Source organism: Brevundimonas sp. 01N35, assembly GCF_056399785.1.
On the sequence record NZ_JBFTRZ010000006.1, the window covers coordinates 127,996 to 147,068 of the forward strand.

A 19,073-nucleotide genomic window follows, 5' to 3' on the forward strand; every position below is an offset into this window, starting at 1 on the left:
GGCGTCGTCGCTCCGGTCTTGCGTCCTGGGTTCAGGCGCAGGTTCCCCCCAGATCGGGACCGCCAAGCCCATGGATCAAGTCGCCGGTCAGATTGGAATAGGCGCACCGATCCGAATAGAGCCGCACCGGCGGCCACCCCCGGCGTTCGTTCGGCTGGACCGCGATCACCAGTCCCAGGCTGGGGGCCACCGTGATGTAGCGCCCGCCGTTGCCGACCGCCGAATAGGCCGTGAAGTTCTGGTTGAGCGCCCAGTCGCGCGCCACCCACCACATATAGCCATAGCCGCTCAGAAGCCCGCTGCGGCTCCCCTGGGAATAGGCGGTGGTGCTCTGCCGCACCCAGTCCGGATCCAGCAACTGGCGGCCCTTCCAGTTCCCGTTGTTGAGGTAAAGCTGGCCGAACCGGGCCATGTCCCGGGCCGACAGCGAGAGGGTGTAGGCCGGGAAGGGGGTCGAAGCCGGTTCGCGCACCCACTGGGTATGACGTCGAACATTGAAGTCTCGCCATCCCAGGGGCCCGGCCAGCCGACGGTCGATGGCGGTGAAGAGGTCCTCGCCGGTGGCCATCTCGTAGATCCGGCCCAGGACGTTGAAATCCCAGTTGTTGTAATACCAGTGATCGCCCGGCGCATAGCTGCCGCGCCTTGGGCGCCGCGCCTTCTGCCGGCTGGTTTCCGCCGCGGCGGGCAGATAGACGCCCGAACGGCTCATCAACAGTTGCCGGACGGTCGCCCCGGCTTCGGTGGCGGTCAGCGGCGCCAGGCGATCAATCCCCAGATCGCCCAGCGTCCAGTCAAGCTGCACCTGGCCTTCGGCGACGGCCATGCCGAACAGCGCGTCCAGAACGGATTTGCGAATGGAGGCGATGCGAAGCGGCGTCGCGACGTCGCCGGCGGCCAACACCGTCTCGCCGTTCTGGACCACGCAGACCGCCCGTGCGCCGAGCCTCAGCGTCCGTTTGCGAAAGTCGCTCAGGGCCTCGCGGCTGCGGTCGCGGTCCGCACGCGCCCAGGCGGGGAAGGCCGACAGGACAGGTATCGTGGCCCCGCAGGCGACAGCGCCGGACACCACCGCCCGGCGGTCAACGACGACATGGCTCATGCATCGGCCCCGCTCTGTCTATCGTTGAATCCTTGTCACGTTAGAGCAGCTTGGAGCTTTAACACAAGCGCTGCGTTAGTCCTTCGCGCGATCAACATCGATCATCGTGGCACGAGGTATTGTGGTGCGCAGACGAACTTTTCTGACATCTAGTCTCGCATTGTCGCTTGGGAATGTCGTCACGGGTTGCGGGGCGGCGCCCGCCGCCGGATCTTCAGGTTCGTCCTTCCGTCTGCTTGTCGGCGGAGACACGAATTTCGGTGAACGGCACGACATCGAGGAAGGCGTCGCCGCCACGACGTCGGTCGCCGAATTCGGCTACGCGCATTCGCTGGAACGCCTGGCGCCGCTGCTCAAGCGCGCCGACTACGTTGTTCTGAATCTTGAAACGCCGCTCACGGGGGCCCAAACCCCGGCCCTGGCCAGCAAGAGCTATCTGCGCCGGTCGGATGTCGCCAGAGCGCCCGAACAATTGCGTTTTCATGGCGTGGATGCGGTGGGATTGGCCAATAACCACGCGCTGGATTTCGGCGTGCCGGGGCTCAAGGACACGTTCGGAGCCCTTCGTCATCATGACATCAAATGGTTTGGGGCCGGCGACAACGCCTATGACGCCTCCCTCCCCCTGATCGTCAAAATCCCGACCGACGACGGGCGAGACAGGCGCGTCGCCTTCTTCGGCCTCTTCGAATACCGCCGCCGGTATGACGAACAGTATCATTTCTACGCCTCTCCCAAAAACGCCGGCGCGAACCGGCTGGACGTCGCCGCCTTTTCCAGGATGGTGCGACGCTATCGACGTCGGCATCCCTCGTTGTTCGTGGTCGCCTACGCCCATTGGGGGCGGACCTATGCCTGGAGAACCGATTATCAGACGGCCAAGGCCAGGGCGTTGATCGACGCGGGGGCGGACATGATCATCGGCCATCACGCCCACGTCCTTCAGGAGATCGAGCAGTATCGCGGCAAGTGGATTCTGTACGGCATCGGCAATTTCATCTTCAACGCGCCGGGTCGCTTCGCCGGGCGCCCGGACGTGCCGCCTTACGGCCTGGCCGTTGAGCTTCTGTTCCCCAAAAGCCGGACGGCGCCGCCGGAGCCGCGCCTGTATCCGATCCTGTCGAATAACGCCGTCACCGGCTTCCAGCCGCGCCTTGCGGACAATGGGGAATTCCAGGGCGTTTTCGACACCTTGGCGAGACGTAGCGACAGCGCGACGCGCGCAGGCCTCGCCTCCGGCGCCGACGCCATGGGCCGCTACATCAGGCTCGATACAGGCTAGAAAACCTTGCGGACGGTCAGTGACAGGCGGTTGCCGTCCTCTTCGCGGGTGCTGTCGTTCGATCGGCGGAAGTCCCGGCGATAGTCGACTTCGACCGTCGTCTCATTGGCGAAGGCGTGCGTGAACCGCACCTGAGGCTGAACCCGCCAACTGTGCAGACGCTCTCCTCCTCCGGTCACGAGACGAGAGTCGAACTCCCAGTTCTGCACGACTGCCCCCAGGCGCAACCGGTTCACGCGACCGAAGGTGCGGGTGTAATATCCCCCGAGCCGCTGCCTCTCATAGTCGAAGCTGGCGTTGTTCGTGTTCACCCACTCGTATCGCGCGTCGAAATCGAACCTGTGAAGGTTGTCCGGCTGATACCGGTAGGTGGCCTCGGCATAGGGCGCCGAACCGCTGGAGTTGGCCCGATCGTCATATTCTCGGTGGCGGTATTCCGCCGCAAATCCAAAGCGATGCTGTCGTGACGGGCGGTAGAGAATGGCTGCGCCCAGCGCGATCTGGTCCGCGGATCGATACTCCAGCGTGGAATAGTCTGTACCCGCCGCGGCCAGGAGGCTCAGCTTCACGGTCTCAGACAGGCTGATCTCATGATCCAGGCTCACCTCATTGTTCCAGCGATCCCGGCGACCCCTATCCAGATACTTGTAATAGTTGCTGCTCACGGCGACCTGGGTCGCGCTGTCGCCATGCACCCATCGCGCCCCGCCCTGGCCCCTCAGGACGAGGGCCGAGCGGTTGGAGTCCTCCTGGTCGTCCAGCAGTTTCGAACCGTCGGCGTAGATGCCGGAGGCGGAGAGGCTGCCGTAATAGTCCTGAGCGGCGGCGGGCTGGCTGGAACAGGCGATGCCGACGGCGAGAAGCCAGCCGCAGCTACATGCCCGGATATATTCCGTTTTCATGCACTACACCCCACAAAGAGAAGGTTTCACTGCGCGCCAGAAAGATCTGGCCACGCCAATTCATCCACCAAGAACGGCTCTCTTGAATTCCACGCCTTCCGCCACGCATTCGGAGGGCCATGCGACAGTTTCACGCTCGGGCCGCAAAAGAAATTCAAAACTTTGATCAATAAGGCCGCCGTTGCGGACCGCCTCCTTCAGGGAGTGGCCCGTATTCGGCAGGGAGAGGAACTCAAGCTGATCCGCGACGCCCCGCTTCATCGCTTCGTTCGACAAATGGTCGATCCAGCGGCGGGCGCGTTCGAACCGATGCGCGCCCTGACGCCGGTCCAGTTCGGGGGTGGTGCGGAACCGTTCGCCGCGCTCCACATCCTTCTCGCCCACCGCGACCAGGATCGGCAGGCGCAGAAACGCCTCCAGGGCGGGGTCGGAGGGCGACATTTCACCCTCCCCGACACCCAGCGGATAGGCGAAATCTCTGTCGAGATAGGTGTACCAGCCCGCCGCCGCGACGACGACGCGTCGCACCGCGCGGGGAAAATGAAGCGCGAAGCGATGGGCGAACTGGGCGCCGCCGGAGAAGCCCATCAGGTCAAAGCGATCCGTTTCCAGACCGTATCGGACGCCGACCTCGTCGACCGCCGTCTGCAGGGCGCGGGCGGGGCCAAGCCCGCCTTGGCGCCCCCGCAACCTCTGGTAGCCCGCAAATTCGGCCCCGGAAAAATCGGGCGCCAGCAGCGGGACGCCATGCTGCGCGGCGAAGGCGGCCGCATAGTCGATCAGCCGCGCCGGCCGGCTGCTGACGCCGTGGACCAGGACCAGAAGCGGACGCCGGGGCCGGGGCGGCATGTAGAGGTGGTAGGGCAGGGGCGTCCGTGCCTTGTCTTGGTCCTGGCCAGCCAACCCAGCCTCCCTAGGACGCCGCGGCGACGTCGATGCGGCGAGCCAGGCGCTCTTCGGCGCGCCGCCGACTTCTGTACTCGTCCCCCGCGACGGCGCTCACCAGCCGCCCCTTGTCCAGCAGCCATATCTGATCGGCCATTTCCGCCGTCGCCGGGTCGTGGGTCACCAGAAGGATGGTCCCGAGGTAGCGTCTCAGGGCGTCCTGAGCGATGTCCTGGCTTCGCGGGTCGAGGTTGGCCAGGGGTTCGTCCAGCAGGAGGATGGGCGGATGGCCCAGCATGGCGCGGCCCAGCGCCAGAAGCTGCCTCTGGCCGACGGAAAGGTTGAGCCCGCCTTCCGTGACCCACCCGTCTATGCCGCCCGGCAGATCGGCGAAGACCTCGTCCAGATTGCAGATCATGACGACGTGGTTGATCTCGGCTTCGGTGGCGGCGGGATTTCGGTAGGTCAGGTTGCGCCGGATGCTTCCGCGCATGAGCGGCAGGTCCGGGCTCATCACCCCCAGATATCTGAAGGTCGACAGCAGGGTGCAGTCGGCCAGGCACTGACCATCGATGCGGACCTGGCCTGACAGCGGGTCGACCATTCTCGCGACAAGCCCCAGCAGGGTCGATTTTCCGGCCCCGGCCGCCCCCAGGATGGCGACCTGCTCTCCGGCCTGCGCCGTCGCCGTCACCTCGGCTAGGGCCCCGGCCACCGACACGGCCTCGAACTCGATCATGCCGCGCCGCACCCGGAGCTTCTGCTGCGAGGGATCCTCGAGCTGGCGGCTTGCGCTTTTCAGGAAGTCCTGGATCTTCCGCTGCGATATCTGCGCGCGCCGCCAATAGTCGTGGGCGAAACCCAGGTTGCGGACCGGGCTGTTCATATAGCGAACGACGGTGATGGCGGCCGCCAGCGCCCCGATCGACATCCGTCCCGCCGACACGTCAAAGGCCCCCAGGGCCAGGACCGTCAGAACCGCCGCCCATCCGGCTCCCGCTGAGATGCCCCGAAGACCGCCGCGAATATTGGCTTCCTGAACCAGGAAACGGGTCATGGCGTCGTTCTGCCGCGACAGGCGGCTGCGTTCGCCTCGGGAGCGGCCGAACAACTGAACCACGGCCAGGGCGCTGATCTGCTCGTCGAGGTTGCTGGTGACCAGGGAACGTCGGCGGCGCACGGCCCGGGTCAGCCGCGCCAGCCGCTTTCCCTCGTGGGCCGACGCCGCCAGACCGATCACGAAGATGGCGAGGACGACCAGGGCGATCCTGATGTTGATGACCCCCAGAAAGAGGGTGCCCCCGGCGACGATGATCGCGGCGATGACGCCTCGCCCTATGCCGCGACTGATCCAGGTGCGCAGCATGGTGAGATCGCCCGTCAGGCGCAGGATCAGACTTCCGCGCGAGCGGTGCTGGATCTGTCGCGGCGCCATGCCGCTCATATGGTCATAGAGGACGAGGCGCAGGCGGCGCACCAGTTCGAGGCCGACTTTCTCCGTGACCGCGAATTGAAGCGCTCGGAGAAGCGCGCTGCAGGCCACGGCCAAACCTAGACCGCCGATCAATGGAAAAGTGGCGAAGGCGGTTTGCGGGGACGCGGTGATCCTGTCGACGATTATCCAGACGAGAAACACCACGGCGACCAACGCAAGCGTCTCGCCGAGCCCGAGGGCGATGATGACGATATAGTCGTGACGCCGCAGCCGGACTGGATTCCCCCCTCCCGGCGCCTCGGTCATGACGCCGGGGCCTCAAACACGCCGGACTGGACCCCGGCCTTATCCGCTGCGGAGGCCTCGAACGGAGCGAAGCTCGGCTCCTCTTCGTCGACGGTGGTCCCGAACGGGGCGAAGCTCGGTTCTTCTTCGGCCACGGTGGAGCCGAACGGGGCGAAGCTGGTCTGCTCTTCGGCGAAACGCAGTTTCTTCTTGCGCCACCGAGCGATCTTGAACCCGTGCCGCCTCGAGTCGTCCCGGCTGAGCAAGATTTCGTCGTGGCGAGGCTCGTCCGGCGCCGAGGTCTCTATCGACTGTTCGGCGCCGACGATGCGCGCGGCGTACCTCGGGTCGCAGAGTTGTTCCTTGGTGTAGATGGGCACGGAACAGGCGCTGGCGGCCTCTTGCACGAGAAGTTTCGACGCGGTGAAGGCGCCGGAAACCCCGAGGACCGGCAGGCCGAGGGCTTGAAGCTGCGACACCCCCAGGACGGCGCCCATGGAATCCCCGGCGGCGAAAAGGACCCCGTCGATGAAGTTTTTGAAGAAATCCGTCTGCAGCAGTTCGATGTTCTGCCGATGTAGAAGGCCATCGGCGATCTCCACGAGGATGATCCCGCAGCCCTCGGCGGCAAGGTGGGTCACCAGATCGATCGCGGCCTTCTCCAGAAGGTCCGTTGGAATCCTATAGGTCGCGGCGTAGCCGGCGTCGGTGAAATCCGCGACGGCGTGAGCCCCCGCATCGACCATCACCCAGAAGTCTCCGCCTGAACCCGTGCCGGTGATCTTGGTGGCGCCGGGCTTGTGGCCGGCTCGGCTCAGACCGGAAACCAGGTAACGGTTGGTGGTGGTCTTGCCGGAATTCATCGAGGTGCCCAGCACCGCGATCGTGCGCGGCCTGACAGCCTGCGGACATCGGGGCTCCAGAGCGAACTGCGACAGGTTCAGAGGGATGCCTCTGGCGTCTCCGACCAGTCCGATGGGGGTGATGTTGGTCGCTGACCGAATGCCCTTGGCCCGGGACAGCATCCTGGACGCCACGCCGCCTGTCGCCACCAGATTGGTCGGGCCGAGATCGGGAGGGACCTCCGCCTCGAACTGGTCCGTGGCGTAGCGATCTCCGTAGGCGATGACGATTTCGTCGCCGAGATGGAGGCAGGCCTTGCGGCCCGACGTCAGCTCAAGGCGGGTCTGATAGCCAAACCGATCGACCCGGGCCAGGACAAGGTCTCCAGACCTTGGCCGTATCGGCCCCATGATCAGGGTCTTCATAGCGGATGAGGGGACGCGTCGGGTTGTAAACCCCATTTTGGAGTGAGCTTGCCGGGCTGACGAAAACTCGGCGATGACCGGTCCCGATCTATGCTTCTTGCGATGCGCTTCCGCCATGGCCGTATCGTCAACGCGCAGGGACTCGATATTCATTTGCCCTCTCCTCATTCCCGCACTGGAAATGATTTATTAACTATGCGCCGACCTATTTTTTTTTCCGACTCACAAAACGCCAACCGGTGAAAAAATGTCATTTCTTGGGCCGTGCGGCCGCCGTAGCGGGGTCGGCGCGGTCCGGCCCCTGCGTCACCTCGGGGCGCGGGGCGAGCGGTGCAGCGCCATATAGAGCGCCGGTGCGAAGATCAGGATGAGAGGCACGCCGGCCAAAAGACCGGTGATGATGGCGATGGCGAGGGGCTTCTGCATGGCCGAGCCCTCGCCCAGGCCGAGCGCCAGGGGCGACAGCGCCAGGATGGCGATCAGCGCGGACATCAGGATGGGACGCAGACGCGCCCGACCGGCGGTGATCAGAGCCTCGGCGTCGCTGCGCCCTTCCGCCCTCAGTTCGGACAGATAGAAGACGCCCAGCTCCGCCACGATGCCGATGACCATGGTCAGTCCCATCATCGCCGAGATGTTGAGCTCCGTGCCCGTCAGCCATAGCCCCGCGAACACGCTGGCCGCCGACAGCGCCAGGGTCACCACGATGCCGATCACGGCGGGCCAGCTCTGGAACAGGTAGAGGAACAGCAGGCCGACCAGCGCCAGAGCGGCGGCAAAGACGACGGACAGGTCGCGGAACGACTTCTGCTGCTCGGCGTAGAGGCCGCCGTATTCGACGCGGACGCCGGACGGCAGGCTGAGGCGGGACACCACCTGCGACACCTCTTTCATGGCCGAGCCCAGGTCGCGGCCTTCGAGCCGGGCGGTGACCGCGACCAGAGGCTGCAGGTTCTCGCGCGTGATCTGGGGCTGCCCCGGGGTGATCGTCAGCGAGGCGACGCGCTTCAACGGCAGGGCGTGTCCGTCGGGCGCCCGCAGCGGCAGATCTTCCAGCGACTTCACCCGGTCCCGCAACGAACCGTCCGTCCAGACCCGGACGCCGACCAGTTTCTCGCCTTCCTGAATCTGGCCGATGACGATGCCGCCGACCAACTGTTCCAGCTGGCGGGTGACCGCCTCGGGATCGAGCCCTTCTAGCGCGGCGGCCGGTCGATCGACGGTGATGGTGACCGCATCGCCCGCAACGCGCAGGCCGCCCTCGACCTCGACCACGCCGCGAACCTTGCCGATCGCCTCGGCGACCAGCGGGGAGGCGGCCCGGAGCGCCTCGGCGTCCGATCCCAGCAGCTTGACTTCGATCGGCTGAGGCACGGCCGTCAGGTCGCCGATCAGATCCTCCATCAGTTGCGCCGTCTCGATGGTCAGGCCGGGCGTCGTGGTCTCGATCCGGTTGCGCACGTCCGCGGTCACCTCGTCGATCGGGCGGCGGCCGTGAGCCTTCAGCCGGACGAAGAAGTCGCCCTCGTTGGCCTCGGACAGTCCGCCCCCCAGTTGCAGTCCGGTGCGGCGCGAATAGCTTTCGACGTCGGGCGTGTCCTGCAGGATGCGTTCGACCTGGCGAAGCAGTCGGTCCGTTTCCGCCAGAGAGGCGCCGGGGGCCGCGCGATAGTCCAGGATGAAGCCTCCCTCGTCCATTCGGGGCATGAAGCCCGAGCCAAGCCGGGAATAGGCGAAGCCGCCCACCGCGACGACGATCAGGGCGATGATCAGGGCGAAACGGATCGGCGCCTTCAACACCCGCCGCATGATCCAGTCGTAGCGGACGGCCAGCCGGTCGAGAATCTCGCCCGCCTTTTCGGCCTGTTCGACGTCGCGCGGCCGGACCCAGCGTTCGGCCAGCAGGGGCGCGACGAAGAGGGCGAACAGCAGGGAAACGCCCAGCGCCGCCGACATGGTGACCGCCAGCGCCTTGAAGAAACCGCCGGTCACGCCGCCCAGGAAGGCCAGGGGCGTGAACACCAGCACCGTCGCCAGCGTCGAGCCGATCAGCGGGCGCGTCATCTCCGACGCGGCCTCCAGGGTTCCGGCGCCGGCGGCGCCGTCGCGACGCCTTTCCTGAAGCCTGCGCATGAGATGCTCCAGCATGACGACCGCGTCGTCCACGACCAGGCCCACCGCCGCCGCCATGCCGCCCAGGGTCATCATGTTGAAACTCATGCCGAGCAGGGTCAGCACGATCGTCGTCGTCGCCAGCACCGCCGGCAGCAGCAGGGCGACGATGAGCATGAAGCGCTGGCTGCGCAGGAAGACGAACAGGACGCCCCCCGCCAGAACGGCCCCCAGCAGGATGGCGTCGCGCACGCTGCCGGCCGCCGCCGTCACCAGTTGGGACTGGTCGTAGAAGGTCACGATCTGGAGGTCGGCGGGGGTCTCGCCCTTGAAGCCGTCGATGCGTCGGCGCACCTCCTTGACCAGGGCGACGCTGTTGGCGTCAGGGGTCTGGCGAATGTTCAGCAGCACGGCGTCGCGGCCCTGGGACGTGACGCGGGTCCATTGCGGAACCTCCCGGACCGCCACCTGAGCGATGTCATCCAGTTCCACGACGCCGCGGGCTCCGGTCTGGATCACCGTGCGCCGGATGTCATCCACGCCCTTCAGGCGATTGTCGGCCAGGATCAGATAGAGCCGATAGCGGTCCTCCAGCCGTCCCGTCGCAACGACGACGTTGTTGGACGACAGGGTCCGCGCCAGATCCTCGATGGACAGGCCCAGGGCCTGAAGGCGGGCGGGATCGGCCAGAACTTGATATTCCTTCTCTTGCCCGCCCAGCACATCCACGCTGGCCACGCCCGGCACCGACGACAGCAGCGGCGCCAACTGCAACCGGGCGAAGTCGCGAAGCGCGACCGGGTTCTGGACGGGGGACACCAGCGCCAGGCCCAGTACCGGGAAGACGGTCGGGTCCATCCGGCGCACCTCGAAGCGAACGCCGGGGGGAAGGTCGGGAAGCGCCGCGTTGATCGCGGATTCGGCCTGCAGGGTGGCCGCGACCATGTCCGCGCCCCAGGCGAAATTCACCGACAACTCGGCCGAGCCCCGGCTGCTGGTCGATCGCACGCTGACCACGCCCGGCACCGTTCGCAGCGCGCGCTCGACCGGCCGGGTGATCTGGCTCACCATCTGGTCCGCCGGCCTGTCGCCCGCCTCGACCGCGACGACGACGCGCGGAAAGTCGATGTGGGGAAACAGGCTGACCGGCAGACGTACGGCCGAGGCCGAGCCGGCCAGGGTCAGCAGGACGAAGATTAGGACGATGAAGCGGGCCTGGCCGCTGAGCCAGCGGCTCATGGCTTGTCGGCTGCGGGCAGGGCCGTCTCGCGGGTGCGCATGCCGTCGGACAGCGACGGTCCGCCCTCGATCACCACCTTCTCGCCCGGTCGGACGCCGTCGGTCAGTTGGACCACGTCGCTCTGTTCAAGGCCGACGGCGACCGGGCGGCGCGAGGCGACGCCCCGGCTGACCACAAACACATAGGGCTGCTCGCCGTCGTAGAGGACCGCGGCGCGCGGCACGACCACCGCATCGGCCCGAAGCCCGACCACGACCGCCCCCTTGAGCGCCTCGCCCGGCAGAAGCGGGCTGCCGGCGGGCAGGGCGACAATCACCGCCGCCAGCCGCGTCGCGGGATCGACGCGCCGATCCACCGACGCCGCCCGCGCGTCCACGGCCGCGCCGCTTTCGTGCAGGCCCGTCAGCCGGACCAGGGCGCCGGGGCGGATGCGCTGGGCGTCCTCGACCTCGACCCCAAGGCGCGCGTTCAGAAGGCGGGTGGAGGCGACGCTGGCCACCGGCCCGCCCGCGCCGATGACGGCGCCGGGACTGGCGGGCAGGCTGTCGATGACGCCGCCGACGGGGGCCGTCAGGGTCAGGCGTCCGCCGTCGGTCCGTCGACGCAGATCGGCGCCGGCTTCTCGCGCCGTGGCGGCGGCGGCCGTGGCGGCGGCGACCTCCGCGTCGGATGCCAGACCGTCGGCGCGCAGGCGCTGCAGGCGCGAGGCCTCGGCGCTCGCCACCGTCGCCTCGCGGGCCAGCCGATCCATATCGAGGCGCGTCGTGGGGCTGGCGATCAGCGTCACGACCGGCTGCCCGGCGTCGACGGCCTGGCCCAGGTTGACGTGGACCTCGGCGACCTGGGCCTCGAAGGTCGTGGTCAGGGTGCGAACGGCCGAAGGATTGAACTCGACCTGGCCATAGGCCGTGATCGTCTCGTCCAGGGTTCTGATCTCGGCGGCGGCGGTGCGCACGGCGGCGACGGGCGGGGCGGCCGCCGTCTCGGGCGGGGCGGAACAGCCCCCGGCCGTCCCGACCAGGGCCGCCAGGGCCGCCAGGGCGATGATCGTCCAAACCCTCATTGAAGCACAGTCCCCGCCGCCAGTTCCAACGCCGCCCATTGCTCGTTCAGGGCCTGATCGAGCGCCGCCAGCGCAATTTCCTTGTCCGTCAACGTCTGCCGCGCGGTCTCGGCGGCGACCGGGGCGATGTCGCCTCGCGCGCCGGCGCGTTCGAAGGCCTCCACCGTCCGGCGCAAGGGCGCGACCTGGGCGGCCAGATCGTCTCGCTGTTTCAACCCGATGGCGTAGGCGCCGATCAGGGTGGAGATCTCCGACCGCAGGGTGAACAGGCGCGCCTCATATTCGGCCCTGAGCTGTTCGCGGGTGGCCTCCTCGACCGCGATCGCGCCGCGATTGCGGTTCCACAGAGGAAGGTCGAAACCGACGCCGAACCCGTAGGTGCGAACCGCGCTCGTGTCCCGGGCCGCGTTCAGGGACAGGTTCAGTCGCGGATACTGCAGCAACAGCGCCGACCTCAGGTTGGCATCCTGGGCCTTATAGCCCGCCCGCAGGGCCGCCAGATCGAGCCGTCCCGCATAGGCGCGCGCGGTCAGGGCGGGCCCGTCCGGCGCGGCAGGATGAACCGCCGCGCCCTTCGCCAGCGCGATCCTGTAGTCCGGCGACAGGCCGAGGGCGGCGTTCAGTTCGAAGCGCGCGGCCTCGAGATCGCGCTCCAGCGTCCTGACGCGATCGCCCGCGTCTGCAGCGGCCAGTCGTCGGGCCTCCAGGTCGCCCGCCGACAGGTCGCCGCGCGCCACCGCGCGCAAGGTCCGCTCCAGCGCGCTGTCGGCCAGGGCCGAGGAACGCCGCGCCAGCTCAAGGCTCTGTTCCAGGCCCTGGATGCGCGCGGCCTGCAGGCGCGCCGTTCCGGCGACCTGCCATTCCCGCCACGCTAGATCGAGGCGTGCCTGCTCGCGCGTCGCCTGCGCCGCCCGCAGTTTCCCGGAGCGGGCGTAGAGGGCGGACAGGTCCATGCCCAGTCCGGCGGCGACGGCGTCCACCAGCCCTCCGTCCCCGAGCGGGCGGTCCAGGCTGAAGGAGAACTGGGGATCGGGCAGAAGCCCCGCGTTGAAAACCTGGGCCTGCGTCACGCCCAGATGCATGCGTTGTGCCTGCAACTCCGGATTGGCGATCACGGCGACCAGACCCAGTTGCTCAGGCGTCAGCGCCGCATCCAGATCGATCGTCGTCGGCGCCGCCAGGTTCAGACGGGCCGCCTGCATCGACAGATCGGCGGAGGACGGGTCGGCGCGGGGCGCGGACGCCAGGTCCGCCGGTCGATAGGCGGCGCACCCCGACGCGGCCGCCGCCAGTCCCAAGGCCAGGGTCCGGGCCAAGGCCATGCGCATTCGCCCCCTTGCCATGGCGCCGGACCTCCGAACCGTTGCAGCGTTCCGTCCCGACGACGACGCCCTATTGCAGCGCAGTGAAATACTCTTCCAGCGCATCCACAAGCGCCAACTCGTTCGATGCGGCGACCGAGGCGGCGACGTCGTTCTTGCGGGCGGCCGCCAACTCCATTCCGGACACGGCGCTCTCGAAGGCGCCGCTCAGCCCCGGCGCCTTCACCTGGGGCGAAAGCCGCGCCCACGTCTCGCGCGCGAACCGGGCGTCGGCCGCCATTTCGTCCCAGTTCACCGGCCTGGCCTTGTTGAGCGCGTCAAACTTGAACCCGGCGTAGTCCAGCAGGCTGACGTCCACGGGCGTCTTGCCGCTGGCGTCCTGCGCGCTCACCAGAATCCGGAAGGTTTCGACCGCCGCTATGGCGATCGCGGCGCGGTCCTGGGCCGTCCGCGCGGCGTCGAGCCGCCCGTTCAGGGCGTTGATCTGCGCGCCTTGCGCGGCGTCGAGCAGGCGTCGCAGGCCTTGCGCCTTCTGATAGCCGGCGCGCTGAAGAACCTCGAGTTCGGCGACCGGCTTGTCGAAGGCCGACTCCGTCAGGGTTTCATAGTCTTCCGCCGCCGCCAGCAGTTGGACGTTGCGCGGCGTCTCGACCGCGCGACCGGAGGCCGGGGGCTCGGCCTGCCGGCCCTTGGAGGCAGGCGGATTGCAGCCGCCGAGCAGTCCGGCGGCGACAACGACGGCGAGCCCGGCCGAAGCCGACTTGAAGAAGGAGGAAGCGGACATTCTTCATGACCTCGGCAAAGCTGGTCAAATCGTGCTCTGCGCCAACGCCAGGGGGCCTGCTGCGTTCCCGCTACGCCGCCGATTGGTCGTGGCTTGTCGAATCGACGGGGAGCGGGGCTCTGGCGTCGGCCTTTCAAGGCGCGGCGTTGAGCACGCCCTGTATGCCGTTGAGCAGGACGCCGGCGGTGAAGGGCTTGCCGATATGGCGGTCGGCGCCGACGGCCCGGCTGGCCTCCAGATGTTCGGCCTGGGTGTTCGCCGTCAGCATGATGACGGGGGTCGGGGCTCGGCCGGACGCTCGCTCGGCGGCGCGGATCCGCGCGACAGCGCTGATGCCGTCCAGGCGCGGCATCTGGATGTCCATCAGGATGACGTCGAAAGGGTCGCCGGCTGCGGCCTCGACCGCTTCCAGTCCGTCCTCCACGGAGGTCACCTCGGCCAGACCCTCCATCATCAGCTCCACGATCCGGCGATTGGTCGGATGGTCGTCGGCGATCAGGACCCGCAGGCGGTTTTGCGCGCCGATGTCGGGCTCTGATGGTTCCGGCGAGGCGGCGGCGAGCGGGGCGTCCAGCCAGAAGCAGGCCCCGCCTTCGGGACGCGCCGCGGCGTCGATGACGCCGCCCAGCTTCTTGGCCGCCTCGCGCGCGATGGTGAGGCCCAGGCCCAGGCCATCGAAGCGGCGGGTCAGGCTGCCATCGCCTTGCTCGAAATTATTGAATAACAAGTCCTTTTTGGTGGGATCGAAGCCAATGCCGTCGTCGATGACGCTGAAGCGGAACCGGCCGTCGGCCAGGGTTTCGGCGCGCAGCACGATCCGCCCCTCGCCCGAGAATTTGATCGCATTGTCGATCAGTCGCGACAGGGCTTCCTCGAGGCAGACGCGGTTGCCGGCCAGGACAGCCGCCGAGTGATTTTCGACGACCAGGGTCAGGCCCTTGGCGTCGGCGCGGGCGCGGAACCGCGCCGCCAGATCCTGCAGCAGGACTGCGGCGTCGATGGGCTCGATGTCGGCCTGGCCGCTGGGCGCGTCGAGATGAACCACGCGCATCAGATCCTCCAATCGTCGCTCCAGCGTCGCTGCTGAACGGCGCACCATCTCCAGGACCTCGGCGCGGTCGCCGGCGCCGGATTCGATCAGATCGATCCCGGCGATCACCCCGTTCAGCGGCGTCCGCAGTTCGTGGCTGATGTTACTCAGGAAGGTGTTGCGGGCGCGTTCGGCCTGGCGCGCCTTCTCCAGCGCCTCGCGCAGCGCCGCCTCGTCGCGGCGTTGCCGGGTTACGTCCTCGGTCAGGCTGATGACGTGCCGCACGCCGTCGTCGTCGTAGGTGGCGACCTTGACCGCCGAGATATGGCGATCGCTGCAACTCGCCGTGCCGGCGTGGAAGGTCGAACGCATCCGGTTGGGAAGGGGCTCTTCCTCAGCTTCCCAGGCCGCGAACGCGGGCGGCAGGATCTCCTCCCCGGTCAGGCCGATCAGGCCCTGGGGACAGTCGAACAGGGCTTCCGCGGCGCGGTTGGCGAGAATGTAGCGGCCGGTCCGCGCGTCCCGGACCGTCAACGCCGAGGGCAGGGTTTCGATCACAGTGTGGAGGAAGGCGGAGGATTCGACCTGGGCGGTCACGTCCTCGGCCCGGACCAGCAGCCGGACCAGTCGTTCTGCGTCGTCGCGGATCGGCCCGATAGTGATGTCCAGATAGACCATGGCGTTGTCATTGAGCGGGCAACGGAGGCGAAAGGCGACGGCCTGTCCGCTCAGAGCTTCGTCCAGGGCCCTGGTGACGTAAAGGCGGCTGGTCTGGGGCCAGATGTCACGCCATTGCGCGCCATTTTCCAGATTTCCGGGCAATGACGACTGTCTAGCGGGAAGATTGGCGTGAATAACCGCTCCATCGGCGTCGAGAAGCCAGATCATGATCGTCGATGCTTCGGCCAGACGCGCAAAAAATGGATCTCCCGCATAGGTGACCGTCGCCCAGTTCGTCGTCGTCTTCATGGAAATACGTCGCAACTACGATTGTTGTGGGGGAAGTAATTGACGGGTTTGTCTCTGCACAGTGAAATTCCGGTAAATCCATCAGAGATCGATCTAGGCGTAAGCAATTTCACGTAATTCTGATTTCGGTCGCAATTAACTTTTTGGGTGAACGATAGTCGTTGATCGGTGCGGCGAGGCGTCGCGTGAGACTAGAGTTCGTGATGATTAGAACAATCGAATTGGATTCGGCGCTCGTCGTCCGAAATGTAGCGGTTATCCATCAAGTTTTGGTCGATGGATTCCAAGGCTGCGATGATCTTTGTCTTGATATCTCAAAAGAAGACATTGCCGATTTGTGCGGTCTGCAACTGATCGAGTCCGCACGCTGTTATGCGAAGACCACCGGCAAGCGCCTGTCGTTACTGCGACCTGCCGAACAGATGCGCTCCCTATTGGAAAATATAGGTTTTTTTGCTGACGCGCCGTCGGACCTCCACCGTTTCTGGCTTCATGAAGGGCCCGCGCAATGACCGCCTCGATCCTCACGGTTGATGATTCCCCCAGCATCCGCGTGGCGCTGAAGATCGCCCTGACCAACGCCGGCTATTCGGTCGCCGAGGCCGCCAACGGCGCAGAGGGCATCGAGAAGGCGCGGGCCAGCGCCTTCGACCTGATCATCACCGACCTGAACATGCCGGTCATGGACGGGCTGACGATGATCGAGAAGATGCGCCTCATGCCCGAGCAGATGGGCGTGCCCATCGTCTTCCTGACCACTGAATCCGACGCCGCGATGAAGGAGCGGGCCAAGGCGGCCGGCGCGACGGGCTGGCTGACCAAGCCCTTCGACCCCGACCAACTGGTGCGCATCGCCAAGAAGGTGCTCGGTCGATGAGCGACGAAGCCATCGCCGTCTTTCAGGTCGAGGCGCGTGAGAATCTGGAGCTGATCGAGCAGGGCCTGCTGGATCTGCTGGATCATCCCGAGAACCGCGATCTGGTCGACGCCGTGTTTCGCGGCCTGCACACGTTGAAGGGGTCGGGGGCCATGTTCGGCTTTGACGCCCTCGCCGGCTTCACCCACCACTGCGAGACCGCCTTCGATCGCGTCCGCAAGGGCGAGGTGGCCGCGACCACGGACCTGGTGTCGGCCGTGCTGGCCGCTCGCGATCACATGCGCCGTCTGATGGAAAATCCGTCGGGGGATTACGGCGATGCGGGCGACCTGCTGCTGGCCGATCTGGAGCGCGCGGTGCGCGCGGCGGACGGGATCGCTCCGGTCGCCGCCGCGTCGCCGGGCATGACGACCTGGCGCATCCGCTTCGACTTGCCGTCGAACGCCTTCAGGAACGGCGTCAATCCGTTGGCCCTGCTGGCGGAGCTGCGGGACCTGGGCGAGGCCCGCGTGGTCGCCGACCGGTCGCGCGTGCCGCCCTTGAACCTGATCGAACCGACCGACCATTACCTGGCCTGGGACGTCGTCCTGACCACCGACCAGGGCCGCGCCGCCATCGAGGACGTCTTCATCTTCGTCATGGACGACATGACCCTGGAGATCGAAGCGGTCGAAGACGCGGCGTTCGTCGCGGACGAAGTGCCGGCGTCGGCGCCGTTCGAGGCGACGGTCGCTTCGCCGGTTTCGCCGTCCGTTCAGGCTCAGGCGGCGGTTGCCGGCGATCCCGCCGACGCCGGCGCAGGCAGGGCCGCCAGGGCCGCAGAGAGCGTTCGCGTCCCTGCCGATCGCCTGGACGAACTGATGGACCGCGTCGGCGAACTGGTCATCGCCCAGTCGCGCCTCAGCCAGATCGCCGCCGCCGGGGCCGACACCGCGCTGCGCGCCGTGTCGGAGGACATCGGGCGTCTGTCGGGCGAGTTGCGCGACACGATGATGGTGCTGCGCATGGTCCCGGTGGCCACTCTGTTCGGCCGCTTCCGGCGCCTGGTCCATGATCTGGCGCGCGAGACCGGCAAGGCCATCGAGCTGTCCACCGACGGCGAAACGACCGAGATCGACAAGACCGTCATCGAACGGCTGGCCGACCCGCTGGTCCACCTGATCCGCAACGCCGCCGACCACGGGCTGGAAGGGCCTGAGGATCGCCTCGCTTCGGGCAAGCCCGAGACGGGCCGCATCCGCCTGTCCGCGCACCAGTCGGGCGGCGAGGTGGTGATCGTCATCCGCGACGATGGCCGGGGCATCGACCGCGACCGCGTGAGGGCCAAGGCCGAAGCGCAGGGGCTGATCGAGCCGGGCGCGACGGTCAGCGATCATGACTTGCTGCAGATGATCTTCCACCCCGGCTTCTCCACGGCGGCGGCGGTGACCAATCTGTCGGGACGCGGCGTCGGCATGGACGTGGTCAAGCGGACGATCGAGAGCCTGCGGGGCTCCATCGACATCGCCAGCCGTGCTGGCGAGGGCTCGGAGGTGTCGCTGCGCATTCCGCTGACCCTGGCCATCATCGACGGCCTGTTGGTCAGGGTGGGGCAGGGGCGTTACGTCATTCCTCTGGGCGCCGTCGAGGAATGCCTCGAACTGTCGCTGGACGAGGACCAGCGTTCGCGCGGACGAAGCTTCCTTTCGCTGCGCAACAGGCTCGTGCCCTTCCTGCGCCTGCGCGACCTGTTCGCCACCGGCACTCAGCCCGAACTGCACCAGAAGGTGGTTGTGGTCTCCAGCGGCGAGGAACGGATCGGCCTGGTCGTCGACCAGATCATCGGCGACCACCAGACCGTCATCAAGTCGATGTCCAAACTGCACGCCGGCCTGCCGACCTTCTCCGGCGCCACCATTCTGGGCGACGGCGGCGTCGCCCTGATCCTCGACATCGTCAACCTGGTCGCTCTCGGCCAACAGCAGGAGGCGCGGATGCGCGAAGCCGTATGAGCGGGCTGAACGACGCCGTGACCGCGCCGGGCTGGACCGGCGGCGAACAGGTCGAGGTGCTGACCTTCGAACTGAACGGAGAGCTCTTCGCCCTCGACGCCGTGCGGGTGCAGGAGATCATCGACCTGGCGCCCGAGACTGCGGTGCCGGGCGCCGGCGCCTTCGCGGGATCGGTGATCAATTTCCGCGGCAAGGTCATTCCGTTGGCCGACCTTCGGGAGGTCTTCGACCTCAAGATCGGCGCGCCCACCATCGACAGCCGCATCGTCGTCATCGAGATGACGCTCGACGGGGAGCAGGCCCTAGTCGGCCTCCGCACCGACAAGGTGCACGAGGTCACCACCCTGGAGCGCGCCGCGAGCGAAGCTCCGCCCAGCGTCGGAATGCGCTGGCGGCCCGAGTTCATCCAATGCCTGGTCCGACGAGACACCGAGTTCATCGTCGTTCCGGAATTGCAGACCATTTTCAATCAACATCAGGACGCCCGCCCATCGGCCGCGTCCCTGAGCCGCCACTGATTTCGGGG

15 protein-coding genes are annotated in these 19,073 nt (G+C 67.1%); 5 read left to right on the forward strand and 10 right to left on the reverse strand.

All coding sequences use genetic code 11. The annotated features are described in order from the left end of the window. Positions 1 to 31: 31 nt before the first annotated feature. Positions 32 to 1,102, reverse strand: a complete 1,071-nt coding sequence (locus AC1DJ5_RS08190; protein WP_477020265.1) for a serine hydrolase domain-containing protein — start codon at positions 1,100 to 1,102, stop codon at positions 32 to 34. A 124-nt stretch (positions 1,103 to 1,226) separates the two neighbouring features. On the opposite strand from AC1DJ5_RS08190, the gene AC1DJ5_RS08195 reads away from it, so the two are divergent. Beyond that, on the forward strand, positions 1,227 to 2,384 hold the full coding sequence (locus AC1DJ5_RS08195; RefSeq protein WP_477020266.1) for a CapA family protein: 1,158 nt from the start codon (positions 1,227 to 1,229) through the stop codon (positions 2,382 to 2,384). Here AC1DJ5_RS08195 and AC1DJ5_RS08200 read toward each other — a convergent pair. The 9 genes from AC1DJ5_RS08200 to AC1DJ5_RS08240 all read right to left on the reverse strand — a co-directional run bounded on the left by AC1DJ5_RS08200 (position 2,381) and on the right by AC1DJ5_RS08240 (position 15,679). Continuing rightward, complete coding sequence (locus AC1DJ5_RS08200) at positions 2,381 to 3,286, reverse strand: hypothetical protein (protein ID WP_477020267.1); 906 nt, start codon at positions 3,284 to 3,286, stop codon at positions 2,381 to 2,383. The two genes, AC1DJ5_RS08195 and AC1DJ5_RS08200, sit on opposite strands and share 4 nt — an antisense overlap. A 60-nt stretch (positions 3,287 to 3,346) precedes the next feature. After that, the gene (locus AC1DJ5_RS08205) at positions 3,347 to 4,189 is read right to left on the reverse strand and encodes an alpha/beta hydrolase (RefSeq protein WP_441454519.1); all 843 of its coding nucleotides are present in this window, start codon (positions 4,187 to 4,189) and stop codon (positions 3,347 to 3,349) included. 10 nt (positions 4,190 to 4,199) lie between these two features. Next, on the reverse strand, positions 4,200 to 5,912 hold the full coding sequence (locus AC1DJ5_RS08210; RefSeq protein ID WP_477020268.1) for an ABC transporter ATP-binding protein: 1,713 nt from the start codon (positions 5,910 to 5,912) through the stop codon (positions 4,200 to 4,202). Continuing rightward, the gene (locus AC1DJ5_RS08215) at positions 5,909 to 7,159 is read right to left on the reverse strand and encodes a P-loop NTPase family protein (protein ID WP_477020269.1); all 1,251 of its coding nucleotides are present in this window, start codon (positions 7,157 to 7,159) and stop codon (positions 5,909 to 5,911) included. Before AC1DJ5_RS08215 ends, AC1DJ5_RS08210 begins: the two co-directional genes overlap by 4 nt. A 306-nt stretch (positions 7,160 to 7,465) precedes the next feature. Then, a complete protein-coding gene (locus AC1DJ5_RS08220; RefSeq protein ID WP_477020270.1) occupies positions 7,466 to 10,510 on the reverse strand; it encodes an efflux RND transporter permease subunit in 3,045 nt (1,014 codons plus the stop codon). Further along, the gene (locus AC1DJ5_RS08225; protein ID WP_477020271.1) at positions 10,507 to 11,574 is read right to left on the reverse strand and encodes an efflux RND transporter periplasmic adaptor subunit; all 1,068 of its coding nucleotides are present in this window, start codon (positions 11,572 to 11,574) and stop codon (positions 10,507 to 10,509) included. The genes AC1DJ5_RS08220 and AC1DJ5_RS08225 overlap by 4 nt, the downstream gene beginning before the upstream one ends. After that, entirely contained in the window at positions 11,571 to 12,896 is a 1,326-nt protein-coding gene (locus AC1DJ5_RS08230; protein ID WP_441454514.1) for a TolC family protein, read from the reverse strand. The genes AC1DJ5_RS08225 and AC1DJ5_RS08230 overlap by 4 nt, the downstream gene beginning before the upstream one ends. 70 nt (positions 12,897 to 12,966) lie before the next feature. Further along, positions 12,967 to 13,680: a hypothetical protein gene (locus tag AC1DJ5_RS08235; RefSeq protein WP_441454513.1), complete on the reverse strand. Its 714-nt coding sequence runs from the start codon at positions 13,678 to 13,680 to the stop codon at positions 12,967 to 12,969. 133 nt (positions 13,681 to 13,813) lie between these two features. Beyond that, positions 13,814 to 15,679 carry a hybrid sensor histidine kinase/response regulator gene (locus tag AC1DJ5_RS08240; RefSeq protein WP_441454512.1) on the reverse strand — a complete coding sequence of 622 codons (1,866 nt, stop codon included), beginning with the start codon at positions 15,677 to 15,679 and terminating at the stop codon, positions 13,814 to 13,816. Positions 15,680 to 15,882: 203 nt separating this feature from the next. Between AC1DJ5_RS08240 and AC1DJ5_RS08245 the strand changes: the two genes are divergently transcribed. Genes AC1DJ5_RS08245 through AC1DJ5_RS08260 form a run of 4 tightly spaced genes read left to right on the forward strand, consistent with a single transcriptional unit; the run spans position 15,883 to position 19,065 of the window. Then, the gene (locus tag AC1DJ5_RS08245; protein ID WP_477020272.1) at positions 15,883 to 16,191 is read left to right on the forward strand and encodes an STAS domain-containing protein; all 309 of its coding nucleotides are present in this window, start codon (positions 15,883 to 15,885) and stop codon (positions 16,189 to 16,191) included. Beyond that, positions 16,188 to 16,556, forward strand: coding sequence for a response regulator (locus AC1DJ5_RS08250; protein ID WP_441454510.1), 369 nt, complete (start codon positions 16,188 to 16,190; stop codon positions 16,554 to 16,556). The genes AC1DJ5_RS08245 and AC1DJ5_RS08250 overlap by 4 nt, the downstream gene beginning before the upstream one ends. After that, positions 16,553 to 18,547 carry a chemotaxis protein CheA gene (locus AC1DJ5_RS08255; protein ID WP_441454509.1) on the forward strand — a complete coding sequence of 665 codons (1,995 nt, stop codon included), beginning with the start codon at positions 16,553 to 16,555 and terminating at the stop codon, positions 18,545 to 18,547. Before AC1DJ5_RS08250 ends, AC1DJ5_RS08255 begins: the two co-directional genes overlap by 4 nt. Then, positions 18,544 to 19,065 carry a chemotaxis protein CheW gene (locus AC1DJ5_RS08260; RefSeq protein WP_441454508.1) on the forward strand — a complete coding sequence of 174 codons (522 nt, stop codon included), beginning with the start codon at positions 18,544 to 18,546 and terminating at the stop codon, positions 19,063 to 19,065. Before AC1DJ5_RS08255 ends, AC1DJ5_RS08260 begins: the two co-directional genes overlap by 4 nt. Positions 19,066 to 19,073 lie beyond the last annotated feature (8 nt).